Source organism: Streptomyces sp. NPDC052043 (assembly GCF_044548235.1).
GTDB lineage: Bacteria > Actinomycetota > Actinomycetes > Streptomycetales > Streptomycetaceae > Streptomyces.
Map to the genome: position 1 here is coordinate 827,269 of NZ_JBIUBT010000001.1, position 23,615 is coordinate 850,883.

At 71.2% G+C, this 23,615-nt stretch carries 19 protein-coding genes; 13 read left to right on the plus strand and 6 right to left on the minus strand.

Going from position 1 to position 23,615, the window contains the following annotated elements; all coding sequences use genetic code 11:
- Positions 1–52: 52 nt before the first annotated feature.
- Both ACIHCX_RS03950 and ACIHCX_RS03955 read right to left on the minus strand, forming a co-directional pair.
- Positions 53–607: a methylated-DNA--[protein]-cysteine S-methyltransferase gene (locus ACIHCX_RS03950; protein WP_400026283.1), complete on the minus strand. Its 555-nt coding sequence runs from the start codon at positions 605–607 to the stop codon at positions 53–55.
- A gap of 56 nt (positions 608–663) precedes the next feature.
- A complete protein-coding gene (locus tag ACIHCX_RS03955; protein ID WP_400026284.1) occupies positions 664–1,569 on the minus strand; it encodes a glycerophosphodiester phosphodiesterase in 906 nt (301 codons plus the stop codon).
- A gap of 288 nt (positions 1,570–1,857) precedes the next feature.
- On the opposite strand from ACIHCX_RS03955, the gene ACIHCX_RS03960 reads away from it, so the two are divergent.
- From ACIHCX_RS03960 to aroQ, 7 genes are all read left to right on the plus strand, one after another.
- Positions 1,858–2,736 (plus strand): MHYT domain-containing protein, encoded by an 879-nt coding sequence (locus ACIHCX_RS03960; protein ID WP_400026285.1) that lies wholly within the window; start codon positions 1,858–1,860, stop codon positions 2,734–2,736.
- A 40-nt stretch (positions 2,737–2,776) separates the two neighbouring features.
- Positions 2,777–4,939, plus strand: coding sequence for an excinuclease ABC subunit UvrB (gene uvrB / locus ACIHCX_RS03965; protein ID WP_400026287.1), 2,163 nt, complete (start codon positions 2,777–2,779; stop codon positions 4,937–4,939).
- 131 nt (positions 4,940–5,070) lie between these two features.
- Complete coding sequence (locus tag ACIHCX_RS03970) at positions 5,071–5,649, plus strand: TerD family protein (protein ID WP_400026289.1); 579 nt, start codon at positions 5,071–5,073, stop codon at positions 5,647–5,649.
- A gap of 115 nt (positions 5,650–5,764) precedes the next feature.
- Positions 5,765–7,852 (plus strand): TerD family protein, encoded by a 2,088-nt coding sequence (locus ACIHCX_RS03975; protein WP_400026290.1) that lies wholly within the window; start codon positions 5,765–5,767, stop codon positions 7,850–7,852.
- Positions 7,853–7,977: 125 nt separating this feature from the next.
- Positions 7,978–9,015, plus strand: coding sequence for a TerC family protein (locus ACIHCX_RS03980; RefSeq protein WP_400026291.1), 1,038 nt, complete (start codon positions 7,978–7,980; stop codon positions 9,013–9,015).
- A 70-nt stretch (positions 9,016–9,085) separates the two neighbouring features.
- Positions 9,086–10,186, plus strand: coding sequence for a calcium:proton antiporter (locus tag ACIHCX_RS03985; protein ID WP_400026605.1), 1,101 nt, complete (start codon positions 9,086–9,088; stop codon positions 10,184–10,186).
- 83 nt (positions 10,187–10,269) lie between these two features.
- Entirely contained in the window at positions 10,270–10,743 is a 474-nt protein-coding gene (aroQ, locus tag ACIHCX_RS03990) for a type II 3-dehydroquinate dehydratase (protein WP_400026292.1), read from the plus strand.
- Between the two features lie 55 nt (positions 10,744–10,798).
- On the opposite strand, the gene ACIHCX_RS03995 is transcribed toward aroQ, so the two are convergent.
- Positions 10,799–11,455, minus strand: a complete 657-nt coding sequence (locus tag ACIHCX_RS03995) for an MBL fold metallo-hydrolase (protein ID WP_400026294.1) — start codon at positions 11,453–11,455, stop codon at positions 10,799–10,801.
- A 50-nt stretch (positions 11,456–11,505) separates the two neighbouring features.
- Positions 11,506–12,210 (minus strand): maleylpyruvate isomerase family mycothiol-dependent enzyme, encoded by a 705-nt coding sequence (locus tag ACIHCX_RS04000; protein ID WP_400026296.1) that lies wholly within the window; start codon positions 12,208–12,210, stop codon positions 11,506–11,508.
- 234 nt (positions 12,211–12,444) lie between these two features.
- Between ACIHCX_RS04000 and uvrA the strand changes: the two genes are divergently transcribed.
- Positions 12,445–15,483 carry an excinuclease ABC subunit UvrA gene (gene uvrA / locus ACIHCX_RS04005; protein ID WP_400026298.1) on the plus strand — a complete coding sequence of 1,013 codons (3,039 nt, stop codon included), beginning with the start codon at positions 12,445–12,447 and terminating at the stop codon, positions 15,481–15,483.
- Between the two features lie 66 nt (positions 15,484–15,549).
- On the opposite strand, the gene ACIHCX_RS04010 is transcribed toward uvrA, so the two are convergent.
- Positions 15,550–16,461: a carbohydrate kinase gene (locus ACIHCX_RS04010; protein ID WP_400026300.1), complete on the minus strand. Its 912-nt coding sequence runs from the start codon at positions 16,459–16,461 to the stop codon at positions 15,550–15,552.
- A gap of 179 nt (positions 16,462–16,640) precedes the next feature.
- Here ACIHCX_RS04010 and ACIHCX_RS04015 point away from each other — a divergent pair, with 179 nt between their 5' ends.
- The gene (locus ACIHCX_RS04015) at positions 16,641–17,069 is read left to right on the plus strand and encodes a Rieske 2Fe-2S domain-containing protein (RefSeq protein WP_400026302.1); all 429 of its coding nucleotides are present in this window, start codon (positions 16,641–16,643) and stop codon (positions 17,067–17,069) included.
- Between the two features lie 24 nt (positions 17,070–17,093).
- Here ACIHCX_RS04015 and ACIHCX_RS04020 read toward each other — a convergent pair whose 3' ends face one another.
- Positions 17,094–18,041 carry a hypothetical protein gene (locus ACIHCX_RS04020; RefSeq protein ID WP_400026303.1) on the minus strand — a complete coding sequence of 316 codons (948 nt, stop codon included), beginning with the start codon at positions 18,039–18,041 and terminating at the stop codon, positions 17,094–17,096.
- Positions 18,042–18,316: 275 nt separating this feature from the next.
- Between ACIHCX_RS04020 and uvrC the strand changes: the two genes are divergently transcribed.
- From uvrC to whiA, 4 genes are read left to right on the plus strand one after another with little or no spacing between them, the layout of a single operon-like run.
- On the plus strand, positions 18,317–20,473 hold the full coding sequence (gene uvrC, locus ACIHCX_RS04025; RefSeq protein WP_400026305.1) for an excinuclease ABC subunit UvrC: 2,157 nt from the start codon (positions 18,317–18,319) through the stop codon (positions 20,471–20,473).
- Complete coding sequence (rapZ, locus tag ACIHCX_RS04030) at positions 20,470–21,471, plus strand: RNase adapter RapZ (protein ID WP_400026306.1); 1,002 nt, start codon at positions 20,470–20,472, stop codon at positions 21,469–21,471. Before uvrC ends, rapZ begins: the two co-directional genes overlap by 4 nt.
- Positions 21,468–22,562 (plus strand): uridine diphosphate-N-acetylglucosamine-binding protein YvcK, encoded by a 1,095-nt coding sequence (yvcK, locus tag ACIHCX_RS04035; RefSeq protein WP_400026307.1) that lies wholly within the window; start codon positions 21,468–21,470, stop codon positions 22,560–22,562. The genes rapZ and yvcK overlap by 4 nt, the downstream gene beginning before the upstream one ends.
- Positions 22,553–23,542, plus strand: a complete 990-nt coding sequence (whiA, locus tag ACIHCX_RS04040) for a DNA-binding protein WhiA (RefSeq protein WP_400026309.1) — start codon at positions 22,553–22,555, stop codon at positions 23,540–23,542. Before yvcK ends, whiA begins: the two co-directional genes overlap by 10 nt.
- Positions 23,543–23,615: the final 73 nt, after the last annotated feature.

The following is a 23,615-nucleotide window of genomic DNA, read 5'->3' on the forward strand; positions in this document are numbered from 1 at the left end:
ACGACGACAACACGCCATGCCACTTCGAGCAGCGCGTCTCGTGCCGGGTGCCTCAGAACAGTGGTTCGGGCAGCACGCCTTCCAGAGCGAGCAGCCTGCGCTTGGCCTCCAGGCCGCCGCCGAAGCCGCCGATGCCCCCGTCGCTCTCTACGACCCGATGGCACGGCACGATCACCGGCAGCGGATTGGCGCCCATTGCCGCGCCCACCGCCTGGGCGGCACCCGGCTGCCCCACCCGGTCGGCCAGATCGCCGTATCCGACGACCGTGCCGTACGGCACTCCCGATGCCAGTTCGCGCAGCACCTGCCGGTTGAAGCCGGAGATCAGCGACCAGTCCAGCGGCAGCTCGAAGTCCTGCCGCTCGCCCGCGAAGTACGCCCGCACCTGGCGTATCGCCTCCGCGAGCAGCGGGGAGCCGGGCGCCTCGACCGGCTCGGTGCCCAGTCGGGACGCCAGCCTGTCCAGCGCGCGCTCCCGTATCGCGTCGGTGGCGTGGAAGACGACGTTGACCAGGCCCTCGGGGGTCGCGGCCAGCAGCAGGGGGCCGATGCCGGTATCGACGACGGCCCACACGACCCGCTGCTCGTCCTGCTCGTGGCTGTCCATGCGATTACGGTACGGCCCGCCACTGACAACACCCTCTGACCTGCGCCGTCGCGGACTCAGACAGTCTTGAGCACCGCGCGCACCACGTCCGGCTTGTTCGTGATGACACCGTCCACGCCGTAGCCGGCGACGGTCCGGGCGCCGGAGGCGTCGTCCACCGTCCAGGCGAAAACACGCAGGGGAGCGCCGTGCGGCCCCCGGTGCGCGTGGGCGGCCGCCACGTAGTCCGCCGACAGTGTGGGGTAGGAGGGGTTGATCAGGTCCACGAAGGTCGCGTACCGGCGCAGCTCCGCCGTGTCCGGGCGGCCGAGGTAGGCAGTGCGGACGGCGGGCTTCAGCCGGTGCACGGCCCGCACGCTGTCGGCGCTGAAGCTCTGCACGATCAGCCGGTCCGCCAGGTGCCGGTGGTCGAGCCAGCCGTCGTTGGCGAGCACCTTGAGGGTCTGTGCCTCGATACCCGGGTACAACTCGGGGTTCTTGATCTCCAGGAGCAGCTTCTCGTGGTTGTGTTCGATCCGGCGCAGGTACTGGTCGAGCGTCGGTACGCGCGTGCCCGCGAACGCGAGGGAGAACCAGCTGCCCGCGTCCAGACGGGCGATCTCGGCGGCGGTGAAGTCCTTCACCTTCCACGGGGCCCGGCCGGGAAAGATCCGCTCGACGTTGGTGGTCCGCTTCAGGGTGGTGTCGTGGACGACCACGAGTTCGCCGTCCTTGGTGCGCTGGACGTCGTTCTCCACCCAGGAGAAGCCGAGCGCCGCCGCCCTGTCGACGGCGGGCAGCGTGTTCTCCGGAGCGTGGGAGGAGGCGCCCCGGTGTGCGACGATCACAGGCTGTGGCCGCTGTGCGACGACCACGGGCTGCGGGCGCTGTGCGTCGGCGGCCCGCGTTTGTGAGACGGGCAGGAACAGGGCGCTGGCCGCCGCAAGAGCGGTGGCCAGGGTGCCGACTGCGCGCGTGTGCATACGTACTCCTCGCGACGAGTGATCACGGACAGCTCAAGCGTGACAGCACAGAGTCAACGAGTCGCTCGCAGAAGGGCTACGGGTGGAGCCACGGACCGCCGCGGAGCCGGTCCGGCCCGCTCACGGGTGCCGCACATCTGCGACGAGGCCGTGCTTCTTTGCCGGAAAGTCGTTCGGCCATTCCGGCGGCAGTCATACTCTCAGCGTCAACCTTGACTCGCGTGGCAGTCCTGGGACGGGGGGATTCACGATTTCCGGGACTTCAAGAGGGCGGAAGGGCAACCGCGCATGCACGGCACCGTCGACGGATTCAGCTACGGGCTCGTCACCCCCGTGGTGGCCTGTCTCATGGCCTGCCTCGGCGGGGCCCTCGGCCTGCGCTGCACCACGCGCGCCCTCCTCGTCGCCCGTTCCTGGCGCCCCGGCTGGCTCGCCCTCGGTTCGGCCGCGATCGGCGCGGGCATCTGGACCATGCACTTCGTCGCGATGACCGGCTTCACCGTCGAAGAGGCGTCGATCGGCTACGACCGGCCGACGACGTACGCGAGCCTGGCCGTCGCCGTCGTCATGGCGGGGATCGGGATCTTCATCGTGGGCTACCGCGGCGCGACCGGCTCCGCCCTGTTCACCGGCGGCACGATCACCGGCCTCGGCGCCGCCAGCATGCACTACCTGGGCATGGCCGGGATGCGGCTCGACGGCACGCTCGAGTACAACACCCTCACCGTCGCGGCCTCCGTGGTGATCGCCGTCGTCGCGGCGACCGCGGCCCTCTGGGCGGCCGGCCGGGCGAAGGGATTCCTCTGGAGCGTCGGCGCCAGCGTCGTCATGGGACTCGCCGTCGTCGGCATGCACTACACGGGCATGGCCGCGCTCAGCGTCCACCTGCACGACACCGGCGGCGTCGGCACCGGCGAGTCGCCGGCGGCCCTGCTCACGCCGATGCTGATCGGCCCGCTCCTCTTCCTGCTGCTCGCCGGCGCCGTCGTACTGTTCGATCCGCTGATGATCACGGGCACGTCCGGCTGGACCCCGGTCGAGGACAAGCCGGGCGTCCCGGCCCGCGAGCTCGTCGCCCACTCCGCCCGTCGCCCACCGGCCCGCGCCCACCTCGGCCCCGACCTCGAGACGGTCCACGAACGCTCCCGCGCTCCGCAGAGCCGCTGATCCGGACCCGTTGTCAGTGGCGGGTCGTACGGTGGATGTCATGCGGCCCGTCTCTCACATCGAACGCACGGTGGCGCCCTTCGAGGTCGTCAGCCCCTACCAGCCCAGCGGCGACCAGCCGCAGGCCATCGCCGAACTCGCCCGGCGCATCGGGGCGGGGGAGCCGGACGTCGTCCTGCTCGGCGCCACCGGCACCGGCAAGTCCGCCACGACCGCCTGGATGATCGAGAAGCTTCAGCGCCCGACCCTCGTCATGGCGCCGAACAAGACGCTCGCCGCCCAACTGGCCAACGAGTTCCGCGAACTGCTGCCGAACAACGCGGTCGAATACTTCGTCTCGTACTACGACTACTACCAGCCCGAGGCCTACGTCCCGCAGTCGGACACCTACATCGAGAAGGACTCCTCGATCAACGAGGAGGTCGAGCGCCTGCGCCACTCGGCGACCAACTCGCTGATCACCCGCCGCGACGTCGTCGTGGTCGCCTCCGTCTCCTGCATCTACGGCCTGGGCACCCCGCAGGAGTACGTGGACCGCATGGTCCCCCTCCGGGTCGGCGACGAGATCGATCGCGACGAGCTGCTGCGCCGCTTCGTGGACATCCAGTACACGCGCAACGACATGGCCTTCGCCCGCGGCACCTTCCGGGTGCGCGGCGACACCATCGAGATCTTCCCGGTCTACGAGGAGCTGGCCGTCCGCATCGAGATGTTCGGCGACGAGATCGAGGCGCTGTCGACGCTGCACCCCCTCACCGGCGAGATCATCAGCGACGACCAGCAGCTGTACGTCTTCCCGGCCTCGCACTACATCGCCGGCCCCGAGCGCATGGAGCGGGCGATCAGGGGCATCGAGAAGGAGCTCGAGGAGCGCCTGGCCGAGCTGGAGAAGCAGGGCAAGCTGCTGGAGGCGCAGCGGCTGCGGATGCGCACCACCTACGACATCGAGATGCTCCGCCAGATCGGTACCTGCTCCGGCGTGGAGAACTACTCGATGCACTTCGACGACCGCGCGCCCGGCACTCCGCCCAACACCCTGCTCGACTACTTCCCGGACGACTTCCTGCTCGTCATCGACGAGTCGCACGTCACCGTGCCCCAGATCGGCGCGATGTACGAGGGCGACGCCTCCCGCAAGCGCACCCTCGTCGAGCACGGCTTCCGACTGCCGTCCGCCCTGGACAACCGTCCGCTGAAGTGGGAGGAGTTCCAGGAACGAATCGGCCAGACGGTGTACCTGTCGGCGACGCCGGGCACCTACGAGCTGTCCCGCTCGGACGGTCAGGTCGAGCAGATCATCCGCCCCACCGGCCTGGTCGACCCGCAAGTCGTCGTCAAGCCCACCGAGGGCCAGATCGACGACCTGGTGCACGAGATTCGCGGGCGCGTGGAGAAGGACGAACGCGTCCTGGTCACCACGCTGACCAAGAAGATGGCCGAGGATCTGACGGACTACTTCCTGGAGCTCGGCATCCAGGTGCGCTACCTGCACAGCGACGTCGACACCCTGCGCCGGGTCGAGCTGCTGCGCGAGCTGCGCAGCGGCGAGTTCGACGTCCTGGTCGGCATCAACCTGCTGCGTGAGGGCCTCGACCTGCCCGAGGTGTCCCTGGTGGCGATCCTCGACGCCGACAAGGAAGGCTTCCTGCGCTCGGGCACCTCGCTGATCCAGACCATCGGCCGCGCCGCGCGCAACGTCTCCGGCCAGGTCCACATGTACGCCGACAAGATCACCCCGGCGATGGAGAAGGCCATCGACGAGACCAACCGCCGCCGGGAGAAGCAGATCGCGTACAACAAGGCGAACGGCATCGACCCGCAGCCGCTGCGCAAGAAGATCAACGACATCGTCGCGCAGATCGCCCGCGAGGAGGTCGACACCGAGCAACTGCTCGGCACCGGGTACCGCAAGGGGAAGGACGGCAAGGGCGCGAAGAGTCCCGTGCCCGCCCGCGGCGACGGAGCCGGGGCCGCCGGTGCCGCCAAGCCGGCGAAGTCCGCGAAATCCGCGAGGGGCAAGGCGAAGGAGACGGTGCCCACCGACCGTCCCGCCGCCGAACTCGCCGAGCAGATCGAACAGATGACGGAGCGGATGCGCGCGGCCGCCGCCGACCTCCAGTTCGAGGTCGCGGCCCGGTTGCGCGACGAGGTCTCGGAGATGAAGAAGGAGCTGCGCCAGATGCGCGAGGCGGGGCTGTCCTGACCGACTGCGCTGTGTTGCAAGACCGACACAAAGTGCGGACCCGTGTGCGGTGATGTCACTGCCTCTGCGTAGGGTTCTTGGCAGCCGCGGAACGGCGGCGACTGGGGCGTAGTTCGAGAGGGGAATCAGCCGTGACCGTCAACTTGACCAAGGGTCAGGCCATCAGTCTGCAGAAGAACGACGGGGGCAGCCTGACCGCGGTCCGTATGGGTCTCGGCTGGCAGGCGGCCCCGCGCCGGGGACTGTTCGGCTCACGTACGCGCGAGATCGACCTCGACGCCTCCGCCGTGCTCTTCGCCGAGAAGCAGCCGGTCGACGTCGTCTTCTTCCGCCACCTGGTGAGCGACGACGGCTCGGTGCGCCACACCGGCGACAACCTGGTCGGCGGCGCGGGTCAGGGCGGCGACGACGAGTCGATCCTGGTCGACCTTCAGCGCGTCCCGGTCCACATCGACCAGATCGTCTTCACCGTGAACTCCTTCACGGGCCAGACCTTCCAGGAAGTGCAGAACGCCTTCTGCCGTCTGGTCGACGAGACCAACGGCCAGGAGCTCGCCCGCTACACCCTCGCGGGCGGTGGCGACTACACCGCCCAGATCATGGCGAAGGTCCACCGAGTGAACGGCGCCTGGACGATGACGGCCCTTGGCGTCCCCGCCAACGGCCGCACCTTCCAGGACCTGATGCCGGCGATCCTGCCGCACCTGTAGAAGCGTCCGTACGGTCCGGACTGTCCGGGGTGTTCGGACTGTCCGCACGGTTCTGACTGCCGGGCGGCCCGGTGAGCGGCGCACGACAGCACATGACACCAGGGGGACGAAGGCGATGACGGCCGAGTTGGTGCGGGGGCAGAACCACCCGCTCTCCGAGGTTCGCCTGGAGATCCGGATCTCGGCCGGCCGGCCGGTCGTGGCGGCGGCCGCGCTCAGCGACGACAGCGGCAGGGCGCGGGGCGCCGAGTGGGTGGTGCACCCCGGCGCTCCCGTCCTGCCTGGTCTGGAGGTCTCCCGCCAGGCCGCCGCCGACCATCGGCTCGCCGTCGACCTGGGTGCCATGCCCGAAGCGGTGCACCGCGTCGACGTGCTGCTGGCCCTGCCCGCCGCGGGCGGGGGCCCGACCCGGTTCGGTACGGTAGCCGCACCCTTCGTCGCGGTCACCGGCCTCGACGGCACCGAGCTCGTCAGCTACACGGTCACCGGCCTGGACGCCGAGTCCGCCGTGATCGCCGTGGAGCTGTACCGCCGCCAGGGCGCCTGGAAAGTGCGCGCCGTCGGCCAGGGCTACGCGGGCGGACTCACCGAACTCCTCGCCGACCTGGGGCTGACCGAGTCCCGTGAACTGGCCGCCGCCGCCGAGGAGGCGGTGGCCCGGGGGCTGGCCCGCTCGGTGGCGGTGCCTCCGCCCCGCACGACCGATGACGCCCGTACGACGGATGACGCCCGCTCCCGCCAGGCCCCGGCGCCGCCCCGGCCGGGCCCGACGGCTTCCCTTTCCACCCACGAGGGTTCTTCCCACGCGGGACAGGCCTCCGGGGCCGCCGGACCGTCGGCGCCGCAGCCGGCGGCTCCGGGGGGATCCGGAGGCGGGACACCCGCGGCCGGATCACCGCCCCCGGCATCCACGGGGGGAACCATCGACTACCGGCATCCGCGGCGCGGGCCCGCAGCACCGGTTCCGTCTGGACAGCCCGCACCCCCGGACCCTTCCGGACAGCCCGCGCCTCCGCCCGGACACCCCGCCGCGCCGCCGGCCGCGCCTCCCGGCCACGACGGGCAGCCCGCGCGGCCCGTCGCGGGGGATGCGACCGGATGGTCGATGGAGGAGCGGCTCTACAACCAGGTCTGGGGGATGTTCGAGGACCTGGCTCGCACCACGGCCGCCTATCGCAGCGCCGTCGACTTCGCCGACTCGCGCATGGACAAGGAGCTGGACCAGGCCCTGTCCGACCCGCGCAGCCGCATCGGAGGTCAGGGCGATGCCGCCCGGGAGGCGGCCCGCGCCAAGCACGCGCAGCTCGTCGACCAGGCCAGAGCGGTGCTGGACAGAGACCTGGCCCAGCTCACCGACGAGTCCGAGATCGTCGAGCCGGCCCTGCCGCCGGCGTACGCCCGCTGGGACAACCCGGTCTGGCACGGCTACCGCGTGCCGATGGAGATCCCCATGGCGATACGCCTCGGCGACCTCCACCTGCCCGAGGACCCGTCCCTGCGCATCCCCATGCTGATCCGGCTGCCGCTGGAACGCGGCCTGTGGATCGACAGCGGCCGCTGGGCCTCCCCCGACGACTCCTTCGACGACGCGGGCGAACGGCGCCTCCTGGCGATGGAGGCGGCCGTGGCGCACGCGGCCCGGCTGATCGCCATCCACCCGCCGCGCGAGTTCGGCGTCCATGTCATCGACCCGGCGGGATCCGGTGCGCGGGCACTCGCGCCCCTGGCGCACACGGGCGTGCTCGCGGGGCCGCCCGCGGCCGGTGCCGCCGGGGTCGCTGACGTCCTGAGCCGGCTCACCCAGCGGGTCGACCTGGTGCAGATGGCCGTGCGCGGGGGCGCGCCGGACGCACTGCCGCCCGGCTTCGACGCGGCCGAACAGCTGCTGATCGTCAACGACTTCCCGCACGGCTTCGACGACCGCGCCGTGACCCAGTTGCGCTACCTCGCCGACGAGGGCCCGGCCGTCGGCGTCCACCTGATGATGGTCGCCGACCGCGAGGACGCCGCCGCCTACGGTCCGTTGCTCGACCCGCTGTGGCGTTCGCTGATGCGACTCACTCCGGTGCCCGACGACCACCTGGCCGACCCCTGGGTCGGACACGCCTGGACGTACGAACCGCCGGTGGTGCCGCCGGGGAGCCAGGTGCTTCAGCTGGTGCTCACCGAGGTCGCGACGGCCCGTCGCGACGGGAACCACTGAGGCGGGACACGCGCCCCGCACCACCCCTTCCCAAGGAATCGTAAACCCACTCTGACCTGCGGTTTTATACTTTTCTTTACCTATCTCTTTACCATTCCTTGGTCATTCCGGTACCGTTTTGTCCTGTGAATGTCTCGTTGTCCCTGTGGGCCCTGACCATCGTCGGCCTCGCCGTGCTGATCGCCGTCGACTTCTTCATCGGCCGCAAACCCCATGACGTGTCGATCAAGGAAGCCGGGATCTGGACGGCCGTCTGGGTCGCCCTGGCCGGCCTCTTCGGGCTCGGCCTGCTCGTCTTCGGCGGCGGCCGGCCGGCCGGCGAGTTCTTCGCCGGCTTCATCACCGAGAAGTCGCTGAGCGTCGACAACCTCTTCGTCTTCGTCCTGATCATGGCCAAGTTCGCCGTGCCGTCGCAGTACCAGCGACGGGTGCTGATGATCGGCGTCCTCATAGCCCTGGTCCTGCGGGCCGGGTTCATCGCCGCCGGAGCCGCGATCATCGCGAGCTTCTCGTGGGTGTTCTTCCTCTTCGGCGCCTTCCTGATCTGGACCGCCTGGAAACTCGTCCAGGAGGCCCGCTCCGGCGGGGACGAGGAAGCGGACTTCGAGGAGAACAAGCTGCTCAAGGCCGCCGAGCGCCGCTTCGGCGTGACCGACCGCTACCACGGCACCCGGCTGTGGATCCGGCAGAACGGCAAGCGTGTGATGACGCCGATGCTGGTCGTGATGCTCGCGATCGGCACCACCGACATCCTGTTCGCCCTCGACTCGATCCCCGCGATCTTCGGCCTCACCCAGGACCCGTACATCGTCTTCACCGCCAACGCCTTCGCGCTGATGGGCCTCCGGCAGCTGTACTTCCTGATAGGCGGCCTGCTCGAGAAGCTGGTCCACCTGTCCTACGGCCTGTCGGTGATCCTCGGCTTCATCGGCGTCAAGCTGGTGCTGCACGCGCTGCACGAGTCCGGTGCGCAGGTCCCCGAGATCAGCATCCCGGTCTCCCTCGGCGTGATCTGCGCGGTTCTCGCCGTCACCACCGTCACCAGCCTGCTGGCCGCCAGGAAGCAGACCGCGCAGGAGGCGCGGCGGACGCAGGCACAGGAGGAGCGCCAGGAGGGCCAGGAGCGCCACGAGGTCGCGGCGAAGGGCCGGGCCGATGTCTGAGCGCGCGGGGGAGCGGACCCGCCCCCTGATCGCGCATGCGAACGTCTCCGGACTCTGCGACGATCGCAGCATGATCACGCGGCTCAGGGGACTCGTGGCGGCGTGGACGATCATCGTGCCGCTGCTCGCCGTCGTCCTGCTGATCCTCACCTGGGGGCGTTCCCTGCCCGGCACGCTCGTCGGCCTGGTCACCCTGGTCCTCGCCGGCTCGGTCCTGGCCGCGGTGCACCACGCGGAGGTGGTCGCCCACCGCGTCGGCGAACCCTTCGGCTCCCTGGTCCTCGCGATCGCTGTCACCGTCATCGAGGTCGCGCTCATCGTGACCTTGATGGCGGACGGCGGCGACAAGTCCTCGACGCTCGCCAGGGACACGGTGTTCGCGGCGGTGATGATCACCTGCAACGGCGTGGTCGGCATGAGCCTGCTGGTCGGCTCCCTGCGCCACGGCACGGCCGTCTTCAACGCCGAGGGCACCGGCGCCGCCCTCGCCACGGTGGCGACCCTGGCCACGCTCAGCCTGGTGCTCCCCACGTTCACCACCAGCCAGCCGGGGCCGCAGTTCTCCGGAGTGCAGCTCACCTTCGCCGCGATCTCCTCGCTCGTCCTGTACGGCCTGTTCGTGGCCACCCAGACCGTGCGGCACCGCGACTACTTCCTGCCGATCACCCGGCAGGGAGAGGTGATCACCTCCGAGGACCACGCGGCGGCACCGTCCGCCCGCACCGCCTGGATCAGCCTGGGCCTGCTGGGCATGGCCCTGGTCGGTGTGGTCGGACTGGCCAAGGGCGTGTCGCCCACCGTCGAGTCCGCGGTGGAGGCCGCCGGTCTGCACCACGCGGTCGTCGGTGTGATCATCGCCCTGCTCGTGCTGCTGCCCGAGACCATCGCCGCGCTGCGCTCCGCCCGGCGCGACCGGGTGCAGACCAGCCTCAACCTCGCGCTGGGCTCCGCGATGGCCAGCATCGGCCTGACCATCCCGGCCGTCGCGCTGGCCTCGCTGTGGCTGCCCGGGCCGCTGGTCCTCGGCCTCGGCTCCACCCACATGCTGATGCTCCTGCTCACCGTGGTGGTCACCTCGCTGACCGTGGTGCCGGGACGGGCCACACCGCTCCAGGGCGGCGTCCACCTGGTGATCTTCGCGGCCTATCTGGAGCTGGCGATCAACCCCTAGGTGGACCGGCGTGTCGTGATAGACCGGGGTCCGAGTCGGCAGTCGCCCATCGGCCGCCGTAGGACGAACGGACCGGAGGAACCGTGCCCCGCACCCTGGCCAACGCCCCGATCATGATTCTCAACGGCCCCAACCTGAACCTGCTCGGGCAGCGGCAGCCGGAGATCTACGGCTCCGACACGCTCGCGGACGTCGAGGCGCTGTGCGTCAAGGCGGCCGCCGCGCACGGCGGTACGGTCGACTTCCGTCAGTCCAACCACGAGGGCGAACTGGTCGACTGGATCCACGAGGCCCGGCTGAACCACTGCGGAATCGTCATCAACCCCGCCGCCTACTCGCACACCTCCGTCGCGATCCTCGACGCGCTCAACACCTGTGACGGGCTGCCGGTGGTGGAGGTGCACATCTCCAACATCCACCAGCGCGAGGAGTTCCGGCACCGCTCGTACGTCTCCCTGCGTGCCGACGGCGTCATCGCCGGATGCGGAGTGCAGGGCTACGCGTTCGCGGTGGAGCGGGTCGCGGCACTGGCCGGCCTGCCGCGGGCGGAGGCGTAGCGGCGTACGGCCGTACGCCGCTGCCCACCACTCGCCGTCCACAACCGCCGTGCGCTCACCAGCCGCGCGCGTGCCACTCCGGCAGATGCGGGCGCTCGGCGCCCAGCGTCGTGTCGTTGCCGTGGCCCGGGTAGACCCAGGTCTCGTCCGGGAGGGCGTCGAAGATCTTCGTCTCCACGTCGTGGATCAGGTCGGCGAACGCCTTCGGGTTCTTGTGGGTGTTGCCGACTCCGCCGGGAAAGAGACAGTCCCCGGTGAACACGTGCGGGTGGCCGTGCGGGTCGTCGTAGACGAGCGCGATCGAGCCGGGGGTGTGGCCGACGAGGTGGCGTGCGGTGAGTTCCACCTGCCCCACACGGACGGTGCCGCCGTCGTCCACGAGGACGTCGGTCGGCACCGGGATGCCCTCGGCGTCGTCCCGTCCCGCGTACGTACGCGGGAGCGTGGCCGCCACGACCTCCGCCAGCGCCTGCCAGTGGTCGGCGTGCCGGTGGGTGGTGACCACGGAGGCGATGCCGTCGTCACCGATCATGGCGAGCAGCGTGTGCGCGTCGTTGGCCGCGTCGATCAGCAGTTGCTCGTCCGTGGCCCGGCAGCGCAGCAGATAGGCGTTGTTGTCCATCGGGCCGACCGCGATCTTCGTGATCATCAGGTCCTTCAGCTCGTGGACGTCCGCCGGGCCGCCGACCTTCACCTCTCCGCTGTACGTCATGGCCGTCAGCCTATAGCGGGGCAGCCGCCCGGGGACCACCGCGCACGCGGCTACAGCGTGGGCAGCACGGGCAGCGCCACCCCCTCGTCGAGGACGTCCACGCCCTCGCCCCGCGTCCGCCCCGACAGCCAGCCCAGCAGTGCGGTGGAGGGGCCCAGGACGACGATCGGCTCGTCGTCGAGCTGCCGGCCCGTGCACCACTCGAGGCGGACCGCGTCCTCCTGGGCCATCAGCGCGATGCCCGGAACCTCCGGATGGTTCGTGAACCGTTCCGCGAGGAACCCGATCTCCCGCTCGACGAACTCCGCCGGAAGGTCCTCGAGCTCGTAGCCGATCCCGAGGTCGACGTGGTGCAGCTCGACCTCCACCCAGCGCCGGAACGGCACCCGGGACGCGGAGTCGGTGACGCCGTTGCGCAGCTCCACCGTCCGCGACCAGTCCGAGAGCGCGTCCGCCGTCTCCTGCCAGCGGGCCGCGCTCTCGCGCACGTCGGCGAGCTGGGCGTCGAGAGGGCGCGGGGCGTCCCGCTCGATGTCGGCGTCCCGGGCCTCGGCGGACGCGTACATGGGACGGCCCTCGAACACGTTCACCAGTGCGTCCGCATTGCGGGCGAGGTGGGACAGGACGTGACCCCGGGTCCAGCCGGGCAGGCGTGACTGGTCGGTCACAGCCGCGTTGTCCAGCTTGCCGACTGCGGTCAGCAGTCGCTCGGTTGCGTCCCGCACAGACGCCAGGTCGCGCACGTGATCAATCATGACGCCGACCCTAGTCCCACCACACCTTCGGGTGAAGGTGGCGAAGAACGACCGTAAATCGAATGTACGTGCTATAAGCTCGGGCGTGGCATCGGGCATGCTGGAGAGCCGGGGTTTGTTGTGTATCCGGGTGCATCCGGGAATCCCGCCCGGCGTTGTCAGTGGCTCCCCCTAGTCTGAGAAAGCACGGGGGCCCCGCCCCTGTCACTTCTCTCAAGAAAGGTGCGGACCGGCGTGGCCGACCGTCTCATCGTCCGTGGCGCGCGCGAGCACAACCTGAAGAACGTCTCGCTCGACCTGCCTCGGGACTCGCTCATCGTCTTCACGGGCCTGTCCGGGTCGGGCAAGTCCTCCCTGGCCTTCGACACGATCTTCGCCGAGGGCCAGCGGCGCTACGTGGAGTCGCTCTCCTCGTACGCCCGCCAGTTCCTCGGCCAGATGGACAAGCCGGACGTCGACTTCATCGAGGGTCTGTCCCCGGCGGTCTCCATCGACCAGAAGTCGACCTCGCGCAACCCGCGCTCGACGGTCGGCACCATCACCGAGGTCTACGACTACCTGCGGCTGCTCTTCGCCCGCATCGGCAAGCCCCACTGCCCCGAGTGCGGCCGCCCGATCTCGCGCCAGTCGCCGCAGGCCATCGTCGACAAGGTGCTGGAGCTTCCGGAGGGGAGCCGCTTCCAGGTCCTCTCGCCGCTGGTGCGCGAGCGCAAGGGCGAGTTCGTCGACCTCTTCGCCGACCTCCAGACCAAGGGCTACTCCCGCGCGCGCGTGGACGGCGAGACCATCCAGCTCTCCCACCCGCCCACGCTGAAGAAGCAGGAGAAGCACACCATCGAGGTGGTCGTCGACCGCCTCACGGTCAAGGACTCCGCCAAGCGCCGCCTCACCGACTCCGTCGAGACCGCGCTCGGCCTGTCCGGCGGCATGGTCGTGCTCGACTTCGTCGACCTGCCCGAGGACGACCCCGAGCGCGAGCGGATGTACTCGGAGCACCTGTACTGCCCGTACGACGACCTGTCCTTCGAGGAGATGGAGCCCCGTTCCTTCTCCTTCAACTCGCCCTTCGGCGCCTGCCCCGAGTGCACCGGCATCGGCACCCGCATGGAGGTCGACCCGGAGCTGATCGTCCCGGACGAGGAGAAGACCCTCGACGAGGGCGCCATCCACCCCTGGTCGCACGGGCACACCAAGGACTACTTCGGCCGGCTGGTCGGCGCCCTTGCCGAAGCCCTCGGCTTCCGCACCGACATCCCCTTCGCGGGCCTTCCGCAGCGCGCCAAGAAGGCCCTGCTCTACGGCCACAAGACACAGATCGAGGTCCGGTACCGCAACCGGTACGGGCGCGAACGCGTCTACACCACGCCCTTCGAGGGCGCCGTGCCGTTCGTCAAGCGCCGCCACAGCGAGGCCGAGAGCGACGCCAGCCGCGAGCGCTTCGAGGGGTACATGCGCGAGGTGCCCTGCCCCACCTGCGAGGGCACGCGCCTGAAGCCGGTCGTCCTCGCGGTCACGCTCATGGGCAGGTCGATCGCCGAGATCTCCGCGATGTCCATCAGCGACTGCGCGGACTTCCTGCGCGGGCTGAAGCTCGACGCCCGCGACAAGAAGATCGCCGAGCGGGTGCTCAAGGAGGTCAACGAGCGGCTGCGGTTCCTGGTCGACGTCGGCCTCGACTACCTCTCGCTGAACCGCGCGGCCGGCACGCTCTCCGGCGGCGAGGCCCAGCGCATCCGTCTGGCCACGCAGATCGGCTCCGGCCTCGTCGGCGTCCTGTACGTCCTCGACGAGCCGTCCATCGGCCTGCACCAGCGCGACAACCACCGGCTGATCGAGACCCTGGTCCGGCTGCGCGACATGGGCAACACGCTCATCGTCGTCGAGCACGACGAGGACACCATCAAGACCGCCGACTGGATCGTCGACATCGGCCCCGGCGCCGGCGAGCACGGCGGCAAGGTCGTGCACAGCGGCTCCCTGAAGGAACTGCTCGCCAACGCCGAGTCGCAGACCGGGCAGTACCTGTCCGGCGAGAAGGCGATCCCGCTGCCCGACATCCGGCGCCCGCTCGACCCGTCGCGGCAGCTCACCGTGCACGGCGCTCGGGAGAACAACCTCCAGGACATCGACGTGTCCTTCCCGCTCGGCGTGTTCACGGCCGTCACCGGAGTCTCGGGCTCCGGCAAGTCGACGCTGGTCAACGACATCCTCTACACGCACCTGGCCCGCGAGTTGAACGGCGCGCGCAACGTGCCCGGCCGGCACACGCGCGTGGACGGCGACGATCTCGTCGACAAGGTGGTGCACGTCGACCAGTCGCCCATCGGCCGCACCCCGCGGTCCAACCCGGCGACGTACACCGGTGTCTTCGACCACGTCCGCAAGCTGTTCGCCGAGACCACCGAGGCGAAGGTCCGGGGCTACCAGCCCGGCCGCTTCTCCTTCAACGTCAAGGGCGGGCGCTGCGAGAACTGCGCGGGCGACGGCACCATCAAGATCGAGATGAACTTCCTGCCCGACGTCTACGTCCCCTGCGAGGTCTGCCACGGCGCCCGCTACAATCGGGAGACCCTGGACGTCCACTACAAGGGCAAGTCCATCGCCGACGTGCTGAACATGCCGATCGAGGAGGCGACGGAGTTCTTCGAGGCCGTCCCGGCGATCGCCCGCCACCTCAGGACCCTCAAGGACGTCGGTCTCGGCTATGTCCGGCTCGGTCAGTCCGCGACCACCCTGTCCGGCGGTGAGGCGCAGCGCGTGAAGCTCGCCAGCGAACTCCAGCGCCGCTCCACCGGACGCACGGTCTACGTCCTGGACGAGCCCACCACCGGTCTGCACTTCGAGGACATCAGCAAGCTGCTGAAGGTGCTGTCCGGACTGGTCGACAAGGGCAACACGGTCATCGTCATCGAGCACAACCTCGATGTGATCAAGACCGCCGACTGGGTCGTCGACATGGGCCCCGAGGGCGGTGCCGGCGGCGGCCTGGTCGTCGCCGAGGGCACACCCGAGCAGGTCGCCGGCGTGCCGACGAGCCACACCGGGAAGTTCCTGCGCGAGATCCTCCAGCCGGACCGGATCAGCGACGCCGCCTCCTCGGCCAAGGCCTCGCGAGGGACCGCCGCCAAGAAGGCCGTCGCGGCCGCGTCGACGACCCGCAAGACGGCCACGGCCAGGACGGCGGCGGCCAGGACGACGACCAAGGCCGTCAACAGCACGGCGAGCAAGAAGGCGACGCCCGCGAAGAAGACGACGCGGGCCCGCAAGGCCTGAGGCACCGTCCGGCAGACGGGCCGCGCCCCGCGGGCACTCCCGCGGGGCGCGACTCGCCCCGGACGCCTACGGCGCGCCCGCCTCCGCCGCGTACGGCGGCTCCGCTCCCGCGCGCGAGCAGGTTATCGCGGCCGCGCGTGCCGCGAACCGCAGCAGCCGGCTCCAGCCGGACGCGCCGAGGCCCGCGAGGCCCTCGGCGGAGAGGGCGTCCTGGACGGACAGTCCGTGCAGCAGGGCCGCGTTCACGGTGTCGCCCGCGCCGATGGTGTCGACGACGTCGACCTTCTCGCCCGGCACGGAGTGCTCCGCGCCGTCCCGGGTGTACGCGGTGAGCCCGTCGCCGCCGTGGGTGATCACCACCGCCGAGGGCCCGGCGGCCAGCCACTCGCGCGGAGTGCCGCCCAGCCACTCCGCGTCCTCCTCGGAGAGCTTCAGCAGGGACACCGAGGGCAGCCAGCTCGCGAAGCGCGCCCGGTAGGCGTCCGCGTCCGCGATCAGCCCGGGCCGGATGTTCGGGTCGAGCGCGGTGAACACACCCTGCTCGGACGCCGTCCGCATCAGCTCCTCGTAGGCGCTCGCGCCCGGCTCCAGCACCAGCGAACAGGTACCGAAGGACACCGCGCGGGTCCCGGCGGGCAGCGCCGCCGGCGCGGTGAACAGACGGTCGGCGGTGCCGTCGACGTAGAACGAGTACGCGGCGGAGCCGTCGGTGCCGACCGTGGCGACCGCCAGGGTGGTCGGCTCGGCGCCGCGCTGCACACCGGACACGTCCACCCCGGCCCCCCGCAGCCCGTCGAGCAGGGCCTCGCCGAAGGCGTCGTACGACGTGCGCGAGCAGAACACCGTCGGCGAGCCGAGGCGGCCCAACGCGACGGCCGTGTTGTACGGGCCGCCGCCGAGCGCCGGTCTGAGGTCCGCGAGGGCGCCCCTTCCCCGCGGTACCAGGTCGATCAGGGCCTCACCGGCGACGACGATCACGAGTCGGTTCCTTCCTCGGACAGCTCGGGCCCGGGAAGCTATCCCATCGCGCGCCGGAGGTAAAACGCCGGCCCGGGGGGTCCGCCCGACCCACCCCGATCCGCCCGACCCGCCCCCGTACGGTCCGGACCCGCTGGGTATCGTCGGCGTGTCCAGCCCCTTGACCAGTGGAGGCCTTCATGTCCGGCCATCCCGCCGCGAGCCGCCGCACGATATTGCGGGGAGCGGCCCTCACCCCCGCCGTCGCGCTCGGGCTCACCGCCTGCGGACCGATCGGCGGCGGCGTCTCGACCCCCGCCACGCCCACCGCGCCGGTCGACCTCGGCGCCGAGAGCGAGGTCCCCAAGGGCGGCGCCAAGCTGTACCGGGACCACAACGTGGTGGTCAGCCGGGAGGCGGACGGCACCCTCAAGGCGTTCAGCACGATCTGCACGCACGCGCAGTGCCCGATCAACAAGCTGGAGGGCACGAAGCTGATCTGTCCCTGCCACGGCAGCGAGTTCGACGCCACGACCGGCGAGGTGGTGCGCTCCCCGGCCAGCGTGGCGCTGCCCGAACTGCCGGTGCGCGTGCAGGGCGGCCGGCTCGTCGCCGGACCCGGCGCCTGACGGCCGCCCGCCGGCCCGGCCCGTTCACTCCCAGTCCCAGCCGACCCCCAGGGTCCCCGACCGCACGCGCGGCTCCACCAGGTGCACCGAACGGTGCCGCTCGCTCACAGGCAGGTCCCGGCGGCCGCTGCGCGGAGCCGCCGCGGACGCCTGGGTGAACCGGTGGCAGCGCACCGGCAGGGTGCCGGCGTCGAACCGCACCTGAAGGGCGTACTGGCCGCCGGCGGAGGCGAACTCCCGGACGTACTCGCGCGTCGTCCCGGCCGTCCCGTCCTCCACGCCGTGCCGGAACAGGAACGTGTCACCGGCCCGCAGCCGGGTGTCGAAGAGCAGTTCGGCCACCACCACTCCGGTGTCGTGGTGCCGGCGTATCCGCCCGGTACGGCAGTTCTCCAGGGCGTGCACGGTCATCCGCTCCGGAGCGCACCCCGGATCGCCGTGGTGGACGGCCACGAAACGGTCCACGCCGTCCCGGTGGGCGCGCACGATGTGCTGGGACTCGCGGCCCGCGAGCTCGCGCCGCGCCCCGATCAGCACCCGCTCGTGGTGTCCGAGCACGTGCAGCCCGTCGCCGGGCGGACAGTCCAGCTCCGCCAGCAGCCCGCGCAGCACGTTTGAGGTCTGAACGAGGGAGCGGTAGGAGCGGACGGCGGGCCGCCCGGCCGCCGCGTGCTCGTCGGCGTCGGCCAGCAGCCGGATCAACGACTCGTCGGGCAACCGCAGGATCTCCTCCAGCGCCCGCACGGCCCGCAGCGACTCCGCGCGCTGCGGGCGCCGGGCGCCCTGCTGCCAGTAGCTGAGGCTGGTGACGCCGACCTTCACCCCGTAGCGCGTCAGATGGTGCTGCACGCGCTGCAACGGCAGCCCACGGGCGGCGATCGCGGCGCGCAGCGCCACGTGGAAGGGGCCGCCCCGCAGGGCCGTGTCCAGTTCCGCGGTGGCGACGTCCGCCTGCTGTGGGGCGTGCGGCATGCGCGGGCCTTTCTGTGAAGGTGCGGGCCGCTCGGCGGACCCCTCACGCGGGTCGTCGGGGCCGCCCGCGCGAAGGCAGAGGTTCTTCACATCCGTACGCCGTCGTTCACGGCCCCGAGTTCCCCCGCATTGAAGCGTGTTGACCCAGTCCCGACAACACCCGGGACACGACGGAAGTGCTCTCCCGGCCGGGGAAGCCGCCCCGCCCGGGGCGCGCCGCGGCCCGGGGTGTGGAGGGCCGCCGCGGTGTCAGCGCCCGACAGTAGGGTTGAGTCATGGCCGACCCCTCCAGCTACCGCCCCAAGCCGGGAGACGTCCCGGACTCTCCCGGGGTCTACCGCTTCCGCGACGAGCACCGCCGGGTCATCTACGTCGGAAAGGCGAAGAGCCTGCGCCAGCGCCTGGCGAACTACTTCCAGGACCTCGCGAACCTCCACCCGCGCACCCGCAGCATGGTCACCACGGCCGCGTCCGTGGAGTGGACGGTGGTTTCCACGGAGGTCGAGGCGCTGCAGCTGGAGTACTCCTGGATCAAGGAGTTCGACCCCCGGTTCAACGTCAAGTACCGCGACGACAAGAGCTACCCGTACCTCGCGGTGACGATGAACGAGGAGTTCCCGCGCGTGCAGGTGATGCGCGGCCACAAGAAGAAGGGCGTGCGCTACTTCGGTCCGTACGGGCACGCGTGGGCCATCCGCGACACCGTCGACCTGCTGCTGCGCGTCTTCCCGGTGCGCACCTGCTCGGCCGGTGTCTTCAAGAACGCCGCCCGTACCGGCCGCCCCTGCCTGCTGGGCTACATCGGCAAGTGCTCCGCGCCCTGCGTCGGCCGCGTCTCCGCCGAGGAGCACCGCGAACTGGCCGAGGACTTCAGCGACTTCATGGCCGGCCGCACCGGCACGTATCTGCGCCGCCTGGAGAAGCAGATGACCGAGGCGGCCGAGGAGATGGAGTACGAGCGGGCCGCCCGCCTGCGCGACGACATCGAGGCCCTGAAGAAGGCCATGGAGAAGAACGCGGTCGTGCTCGCCGACGCGACCGACGCCGACCTCATCGCCGTCGCCGAGGACGAGCTGGAGGCCGCGGTGCAGATCTTCCACGTGCGCGGCGGCCGGGTGCGCGGCCAGCGCGGCTGGGTGACCGACAAGGTGGAGGACGTCACCACCGGCGCCCTCGTCGAGCACGCCCTTCAGCAGCTGTACGGCGAGGAGAGCGGGGACGCCGTCCCCAAGGAGGTCCTCGTCCCGGCCCTGCCCGACCCGGTCGAGCCGGTTCAGGAGTGGCTCGCCGAGCGCCGCGGTTCCAACGTCTCGCTGCGCATCCCGCAGCGCGGCGACAAGAAGGCGCTCATGGAGACCGTGCAGCGCAACGCCCAGCAGGGGCTCGTCCTGCACAAGACCAGGCGCGCCTCCGACCTCACCACGCGCTCGCGTGCCCTGGAGGAGATCGCCGAGGCCCTCGACCTGGACAGCGCCCCGCTCAGGATCGAGTGCTACGACATCTCCCACCTCCAGGGCGACGACGTGGTGGCCTCCATGGTCGTCTTCGAGGACGGCCTCCAGCGCAAGAGCGAGTACCGCCGTTTCCAGATCAAGGGTCGTGCCGGAGACACGCAGCTCTGGCACGGCGAGGGGCAGGACGACGTCCGCTCCATGCACGAGGTGATCACCCGCCGCTTCAAGCGCTACCTCGCGGAGAAGGAGAGGACCGGCGAGTGGGCCGACGGCGAGGACGTCGCCGTGGACGGATCGCCCGGCGGAACACCGGACCCAACCCCCGGTGACTCGCCCGACGGCGCACCCGGCGGACCCGTCGGCGCCCTCACCGAGGACGACGGCCGCCCCAAGCGCTTCGCCTACCCGCCCCAGCTCGTCGTCGTCGACGGCGGTCAGCCCCAGGTGGCGGCAGCCCGGCGGGCCCTGGACGAACTCGGCATCGACGACATCGCCGTGTGCGGGCTGGCCAAACGCCTGGAGGAGGTGTGGCTGCCCGGCGACGACGACCCGGTGGTCCTGCCCCGCAGCAGCGAGGGCCTGTACCTGCTGCAACGCGTACGCGACGAGGCCCACCGGTTCGCGATCACCTACCAGCGCACCAGACGGGCCAAGCGCTTCCGGGCCGGCCCCCTGGACGACGTGCCGGGTCTCGGCGAGACACGCAAACAGGCACTGATCAAGCATTTCGGCTCGGTGAAGCGGCTGCGGTCCGCGACAATCGACCAGATCTGCGGGGTACCCGGTATAGGCCGCAAAACGGCCGAGACCATCGCCGCGGCCCTCGCCCAGGCGGCCCCGGCCGCACCGGCCGTCAACACGGCGACTGGAGAGATCATGGAAGACGTGGAAGAAGCGCCATCGGTGACGACGGCGGGTGACGCGGAGGCGCCCGTGCCCACGGGCGTCCCGGACGACCGACGGGGGCAGGAGACATGACCGAGCACGACGCACGGCGAAGCGCCGAGCGAGATCAGTCCCACGAGGGACCGCGCGAGGAACAGCACGAGCGCGCGCCCGAGGAAAACGGAGCACAGGTGAGTACGGGCATCGACACGGCCGGCGTCCCCGACACGGCCATTCCCGAGCTGGTGATCATCTCCGGCATGTCCGGGGCCGGCCGGTCCACGGCCGCCAAATGTCTGGAGGACCTCGGCTGGTTCGTCGTCGACAACCTGCCGCCGGCGCTGATCCCCACCATGGTGGAGCTCGGTGCCCGCTCGCAGGGCAACGTGGCCCGCATCGCGGTCGTCGTCGACGTCCGCGGCCGGCGCTTCTTCGACAACCTGCGCGAGTCCCTGGCCGACCTGGAGGCCAAGCACGTCACCCGGCGGATCGTCTTCCTGGAGTCCTCCGACGAGGCCCTGGTGCGCCGCTTCGAGTCGGTGCGCCGGCCCCACCCGCTCCAGGGCGACGGCCGGATCGTCGACGGCATCGCGGCCGAACGCGAGCTGCTGCGCGAACTGCGCGGCGACGCCGACCTGGTGATCGACACCTCCAGCCTCAACGTGCACGAACTGCGCGCCAAGATGGACGCCCAGTTCGCCGGTGAGGAGGAGCCCGAGCTGCGGGCCACCGTGATGTCGTTCGGCTTCAAGTACGGCCTGCCGGTCGACGCCGACCTGGTCGCCGACATGCGGTTCCTGCCCAATCCGCACTGGGTTCCCGAACTGCGCCCGTACACCGGCCTGAACGACGAGGTCGCCGCGTACGTCTTCAACCAGCCCGGTGCCAAGGAGTTTCTCGACCGCTACGCCGAGCTGCTGCGGCTCATCTCGGCCGGCTACCGGCGCGAGGGCAAGCGGTACGTGACCATCGCGATCGGCTGCACGGGCGGCAAGCACCGCTCGGTGGCCATGTCGGAGAAGCTCGCCGCGCGGCTCGCGGCCGAGGGCGTGGAGACCGTCGTCGTCCACCGGGACATGGGGCGCGAGTGAGCAGACGTACTCCCCGGCTGAGCAGGCTGCGCCGGGTGGTGCCGGAGGGGCGTTCGGCACGGCAGGCGCTCGCGGCGCGCGCGGCACGCCCGGCCGAGGCCCGGGGCGCCCGGCCGCGCCGCCGCGGCGCCCAGCCCAAGGTGGTAGCCCTCGGCGGCGGCATGGGGTTGTCCGCCTCGCTCGCGGCACTGCGCAGGATCACCGGCGACCTGACCGCCGTCGTCACCGTGGCCGACGACGGGGGCTCCAGCGGGCGGCTGCGTGACGAGCTGGGCGTGCTGCCGCCCGGGGACCTGCGCAAGGCGCTGGCCGCGCTGTGCGGCGACGACGACTGGGGCCAGACCTGGGCCCGAGTGATCCAGCACCGCTTCACCTCCCAGGGCGACCTGCACGACCACGCGGTGGGCAACCTGCTGATCGTCGCTCTGTGGGAACAGCTCGGCGACCACGTCCAGGCGCTGGACCTGGTGGGCAAGCTGCTGGGCGCGCACGGGCGCGTGCTGCCCATGTCCGCCGTGCCCCTGGAGCTTCAGGCACTGGTCAAGGGGCACGACCCGGAGCGGCCCGAGGCCGTCGACACCGTGCGCGGCCAGGCCACCGTCGCGCTCACCCCGGGCGAGGTGCAGTCCGTGCACCTGGTCCCGAACGACCCGCCCGCGGTGCCCGAGGCCGTCGACGCGGTCCTGGACGCGGACTGGGTGGTGCTCGGACCCGGCTCCTGGTTCTCCTCGGTCATCCCGCACCTGCTGGTGCCCGAACTGCTCGAGGCGCTCACCGAGACCAGAGCACGCCGGGTGCTGTCCCTGAACCTCGCGCCGCAGCCGGGAGAAACCGAGGGCTTCTCCCCGCAGCGTCATTTGGAGGTTTTGGGACGACACGCCCCTAAACTCGCCCTGGACGTGGTGCTGGCCGACGAGGCCGCCGTGCCCGACCGCGAAGTGCTCACCGAGGCCGCCAAGCGGTTCGGCGCCGCGGTCGAGCTAGCGCCGGTGGCCCGGAGGGACGGAACTCCGCGGCACGACCCGGAGCTGCTGGCCGCCGCGTACGACCGTATTTTTCGGATGCATGGAAGGATCGGCCCATGGCGATGACGGCAGCGGTGAAGGACGAGATCTCCCGGCTCCCCGTCACCCGGACCTGCTGCAGGAAGGCGGAGGTCTCCGCCCTGCTGCGGTTCGCCGGCGGCCTCCACCTGGTCAGCGGGCGGATCGTGATCGAGGCGGAGCTGGACACCGCCATGGCGGCACGGCGCCTGAAGCGGGACATCCTGGAGATCTTCGGTCACAGCTCCGAGCTGATCGTGATGGCGCCGGGCGGGCTGCGCCGCGGCTCGCGCTACGTCGTGCGCGTCGTCGCGGGCGGCGACCAGCTGGCCCGCCAGACCGGCCTGGTCGACGGGCGGGGCCGGCCGATCCGCGGCCTGCCGCCGCAGGTGGTCTCGGGGGCCACCTGCGACGCCGAGGCCGCCTGGCGCGGCGCCTTCCTGGCCCACGGCTCGCTCACCGAGCCCGGCCGCTCCTCCTCCCTGGAGGTGACCTGCCCGGGCCCGGAGGCGGCGCTCGCCCTGGTCGGTGCCGCCCGCCGGCTGTCCATCGCCGCGAAGGCCCGAGAGGTGCGGGGCGTGGACCGGGTGGTGGTCCGCGACGGCGATGCGATCGGCGCCCTGCTCACCCGCCTGGGCGCCCACGAGTCCGTGCTGGCCTGGGAGGAGCGGCGGATGCGCCGTGAGGTCCGCGCCACGGCCAACCGCCTGGCCAACTTCGACGACGCCAACCTGCGCCGCTCCGCGCGCGCGGCCGTCGCCGCCGGAGCACGGGTGGCCCGCGCCCTGGAGATCCTCGCCGACGACGTCCCCGAGCACCTCGCCGCCGCGGGTCGCCTGCGCATGGAGCACAAGCAGGCCTCCCTGGAAGAGCTCGGCGCGCTCGCCGACCCCCCGCTGACCAAGGACGCCGTCGCCGGCCGCATCCGCCGCCTGCTGGCCATGGCCGACAAGCGGGCCTCCGACCTCGGGGTCCCCGGCACCGAGGCGAACCTCTCCGAGGAACTGGCGGACAACCTCGCGGGCTGACCGCTGCCGGACCGCCAGGGCCGGACCGCCCGGCCGGACCCCATGTCCTGGCCGGCCCCCACGTCCCGATCGG

Coding starts and splice junctions, on each gene's coding strand:
- rapZ (WP_400026306.1), top strand. CDS start 20,470: ATGACCGAGCACGACGCACGGCGAAGCGCCGAGCGAGATCAGTCCCAC.
- ACIHCX_RS04015 (WP_400026302.1), top strand. CDS start 16,641: ATGTCCGGCCATCCCGCCGCGAGCCGCCGCACGATATTGCGGGGAGCG.
- ACIHCX_RS03975 (WP_400026290.1), top strand. CDS start 5,765: ATGACGGCCGAGTTGGTGCGGGGGCAGAACCACCCGCTCTCCGAGGTT.
- ACIHCX_RS03950 (WP_400026283.1), bottom strand. CDS start 607: ATGGACAGCCACGAGCAGGACGAGCAGCGGGTCGTGTGGGCCGTCGTC.
- ACIHCX_RS04000 (WP_400026296.1), bottom strand. CDS start 12,210: ATGATTGATCACGTGCGCGACCTGGCGTCTGTGCGGGACGCAACCGAG.
- ACIHCX_RS03960 (WP_400026285.1), top strand. CDS start 1,858: ATGCACGGCACCGTCGACGGATTCAGCTACGGGCTCGTCACCCCCGTG.
- ACIHCX_RS03955 (WP_400026284.1), bottom strand. CDS start 1,569: ATGCACACGCGCGCAGTCGGCACCCTGGCCACCGCTCTTGCGGCGGCC.
- uvrB (WP_400026287.1), top strand. CDS start 2,777: ATGCGGCCCGTCTCTCACATCGAACGCACGGTGGCGCCCTTCGAGGTC.
- uvrC (WP_400026305.1), top strand. CDS start 18,317: ATGGCCGACCCCTCCAGCTACCGCCCCAAGCCGGGAGACGTCCCGGAC.
- whiA (WP_400026309.1), top strand. CDS start 22,553: ATGGCGATGACGGCAGCGGTGAAGGACGAGATCTCCCGGCTCCCCGTC.
- ACIHCX_RS04020 (WP_400026303.1), bottom strand. CDS start 18,041: ATGCCGCACGCCCCACAGCAGGCGGACGTCGCCACCGCGGAACTGGAC.
- ACIHCX_RS03995 (WP_400026294.1), bottom strand. CDS start 11,455: ATGACGTACAGCGGAGAGGTGAAGGTCGGCGGCCCGGCGGACGTCCAC.
- ACIHCX_RS03985 (WP_400026605.1), top strand. CDS start 9,086: ATGATCACGCGGCTCAGGGGACTCGTGGCGGCGTGGACGATCATCGTG.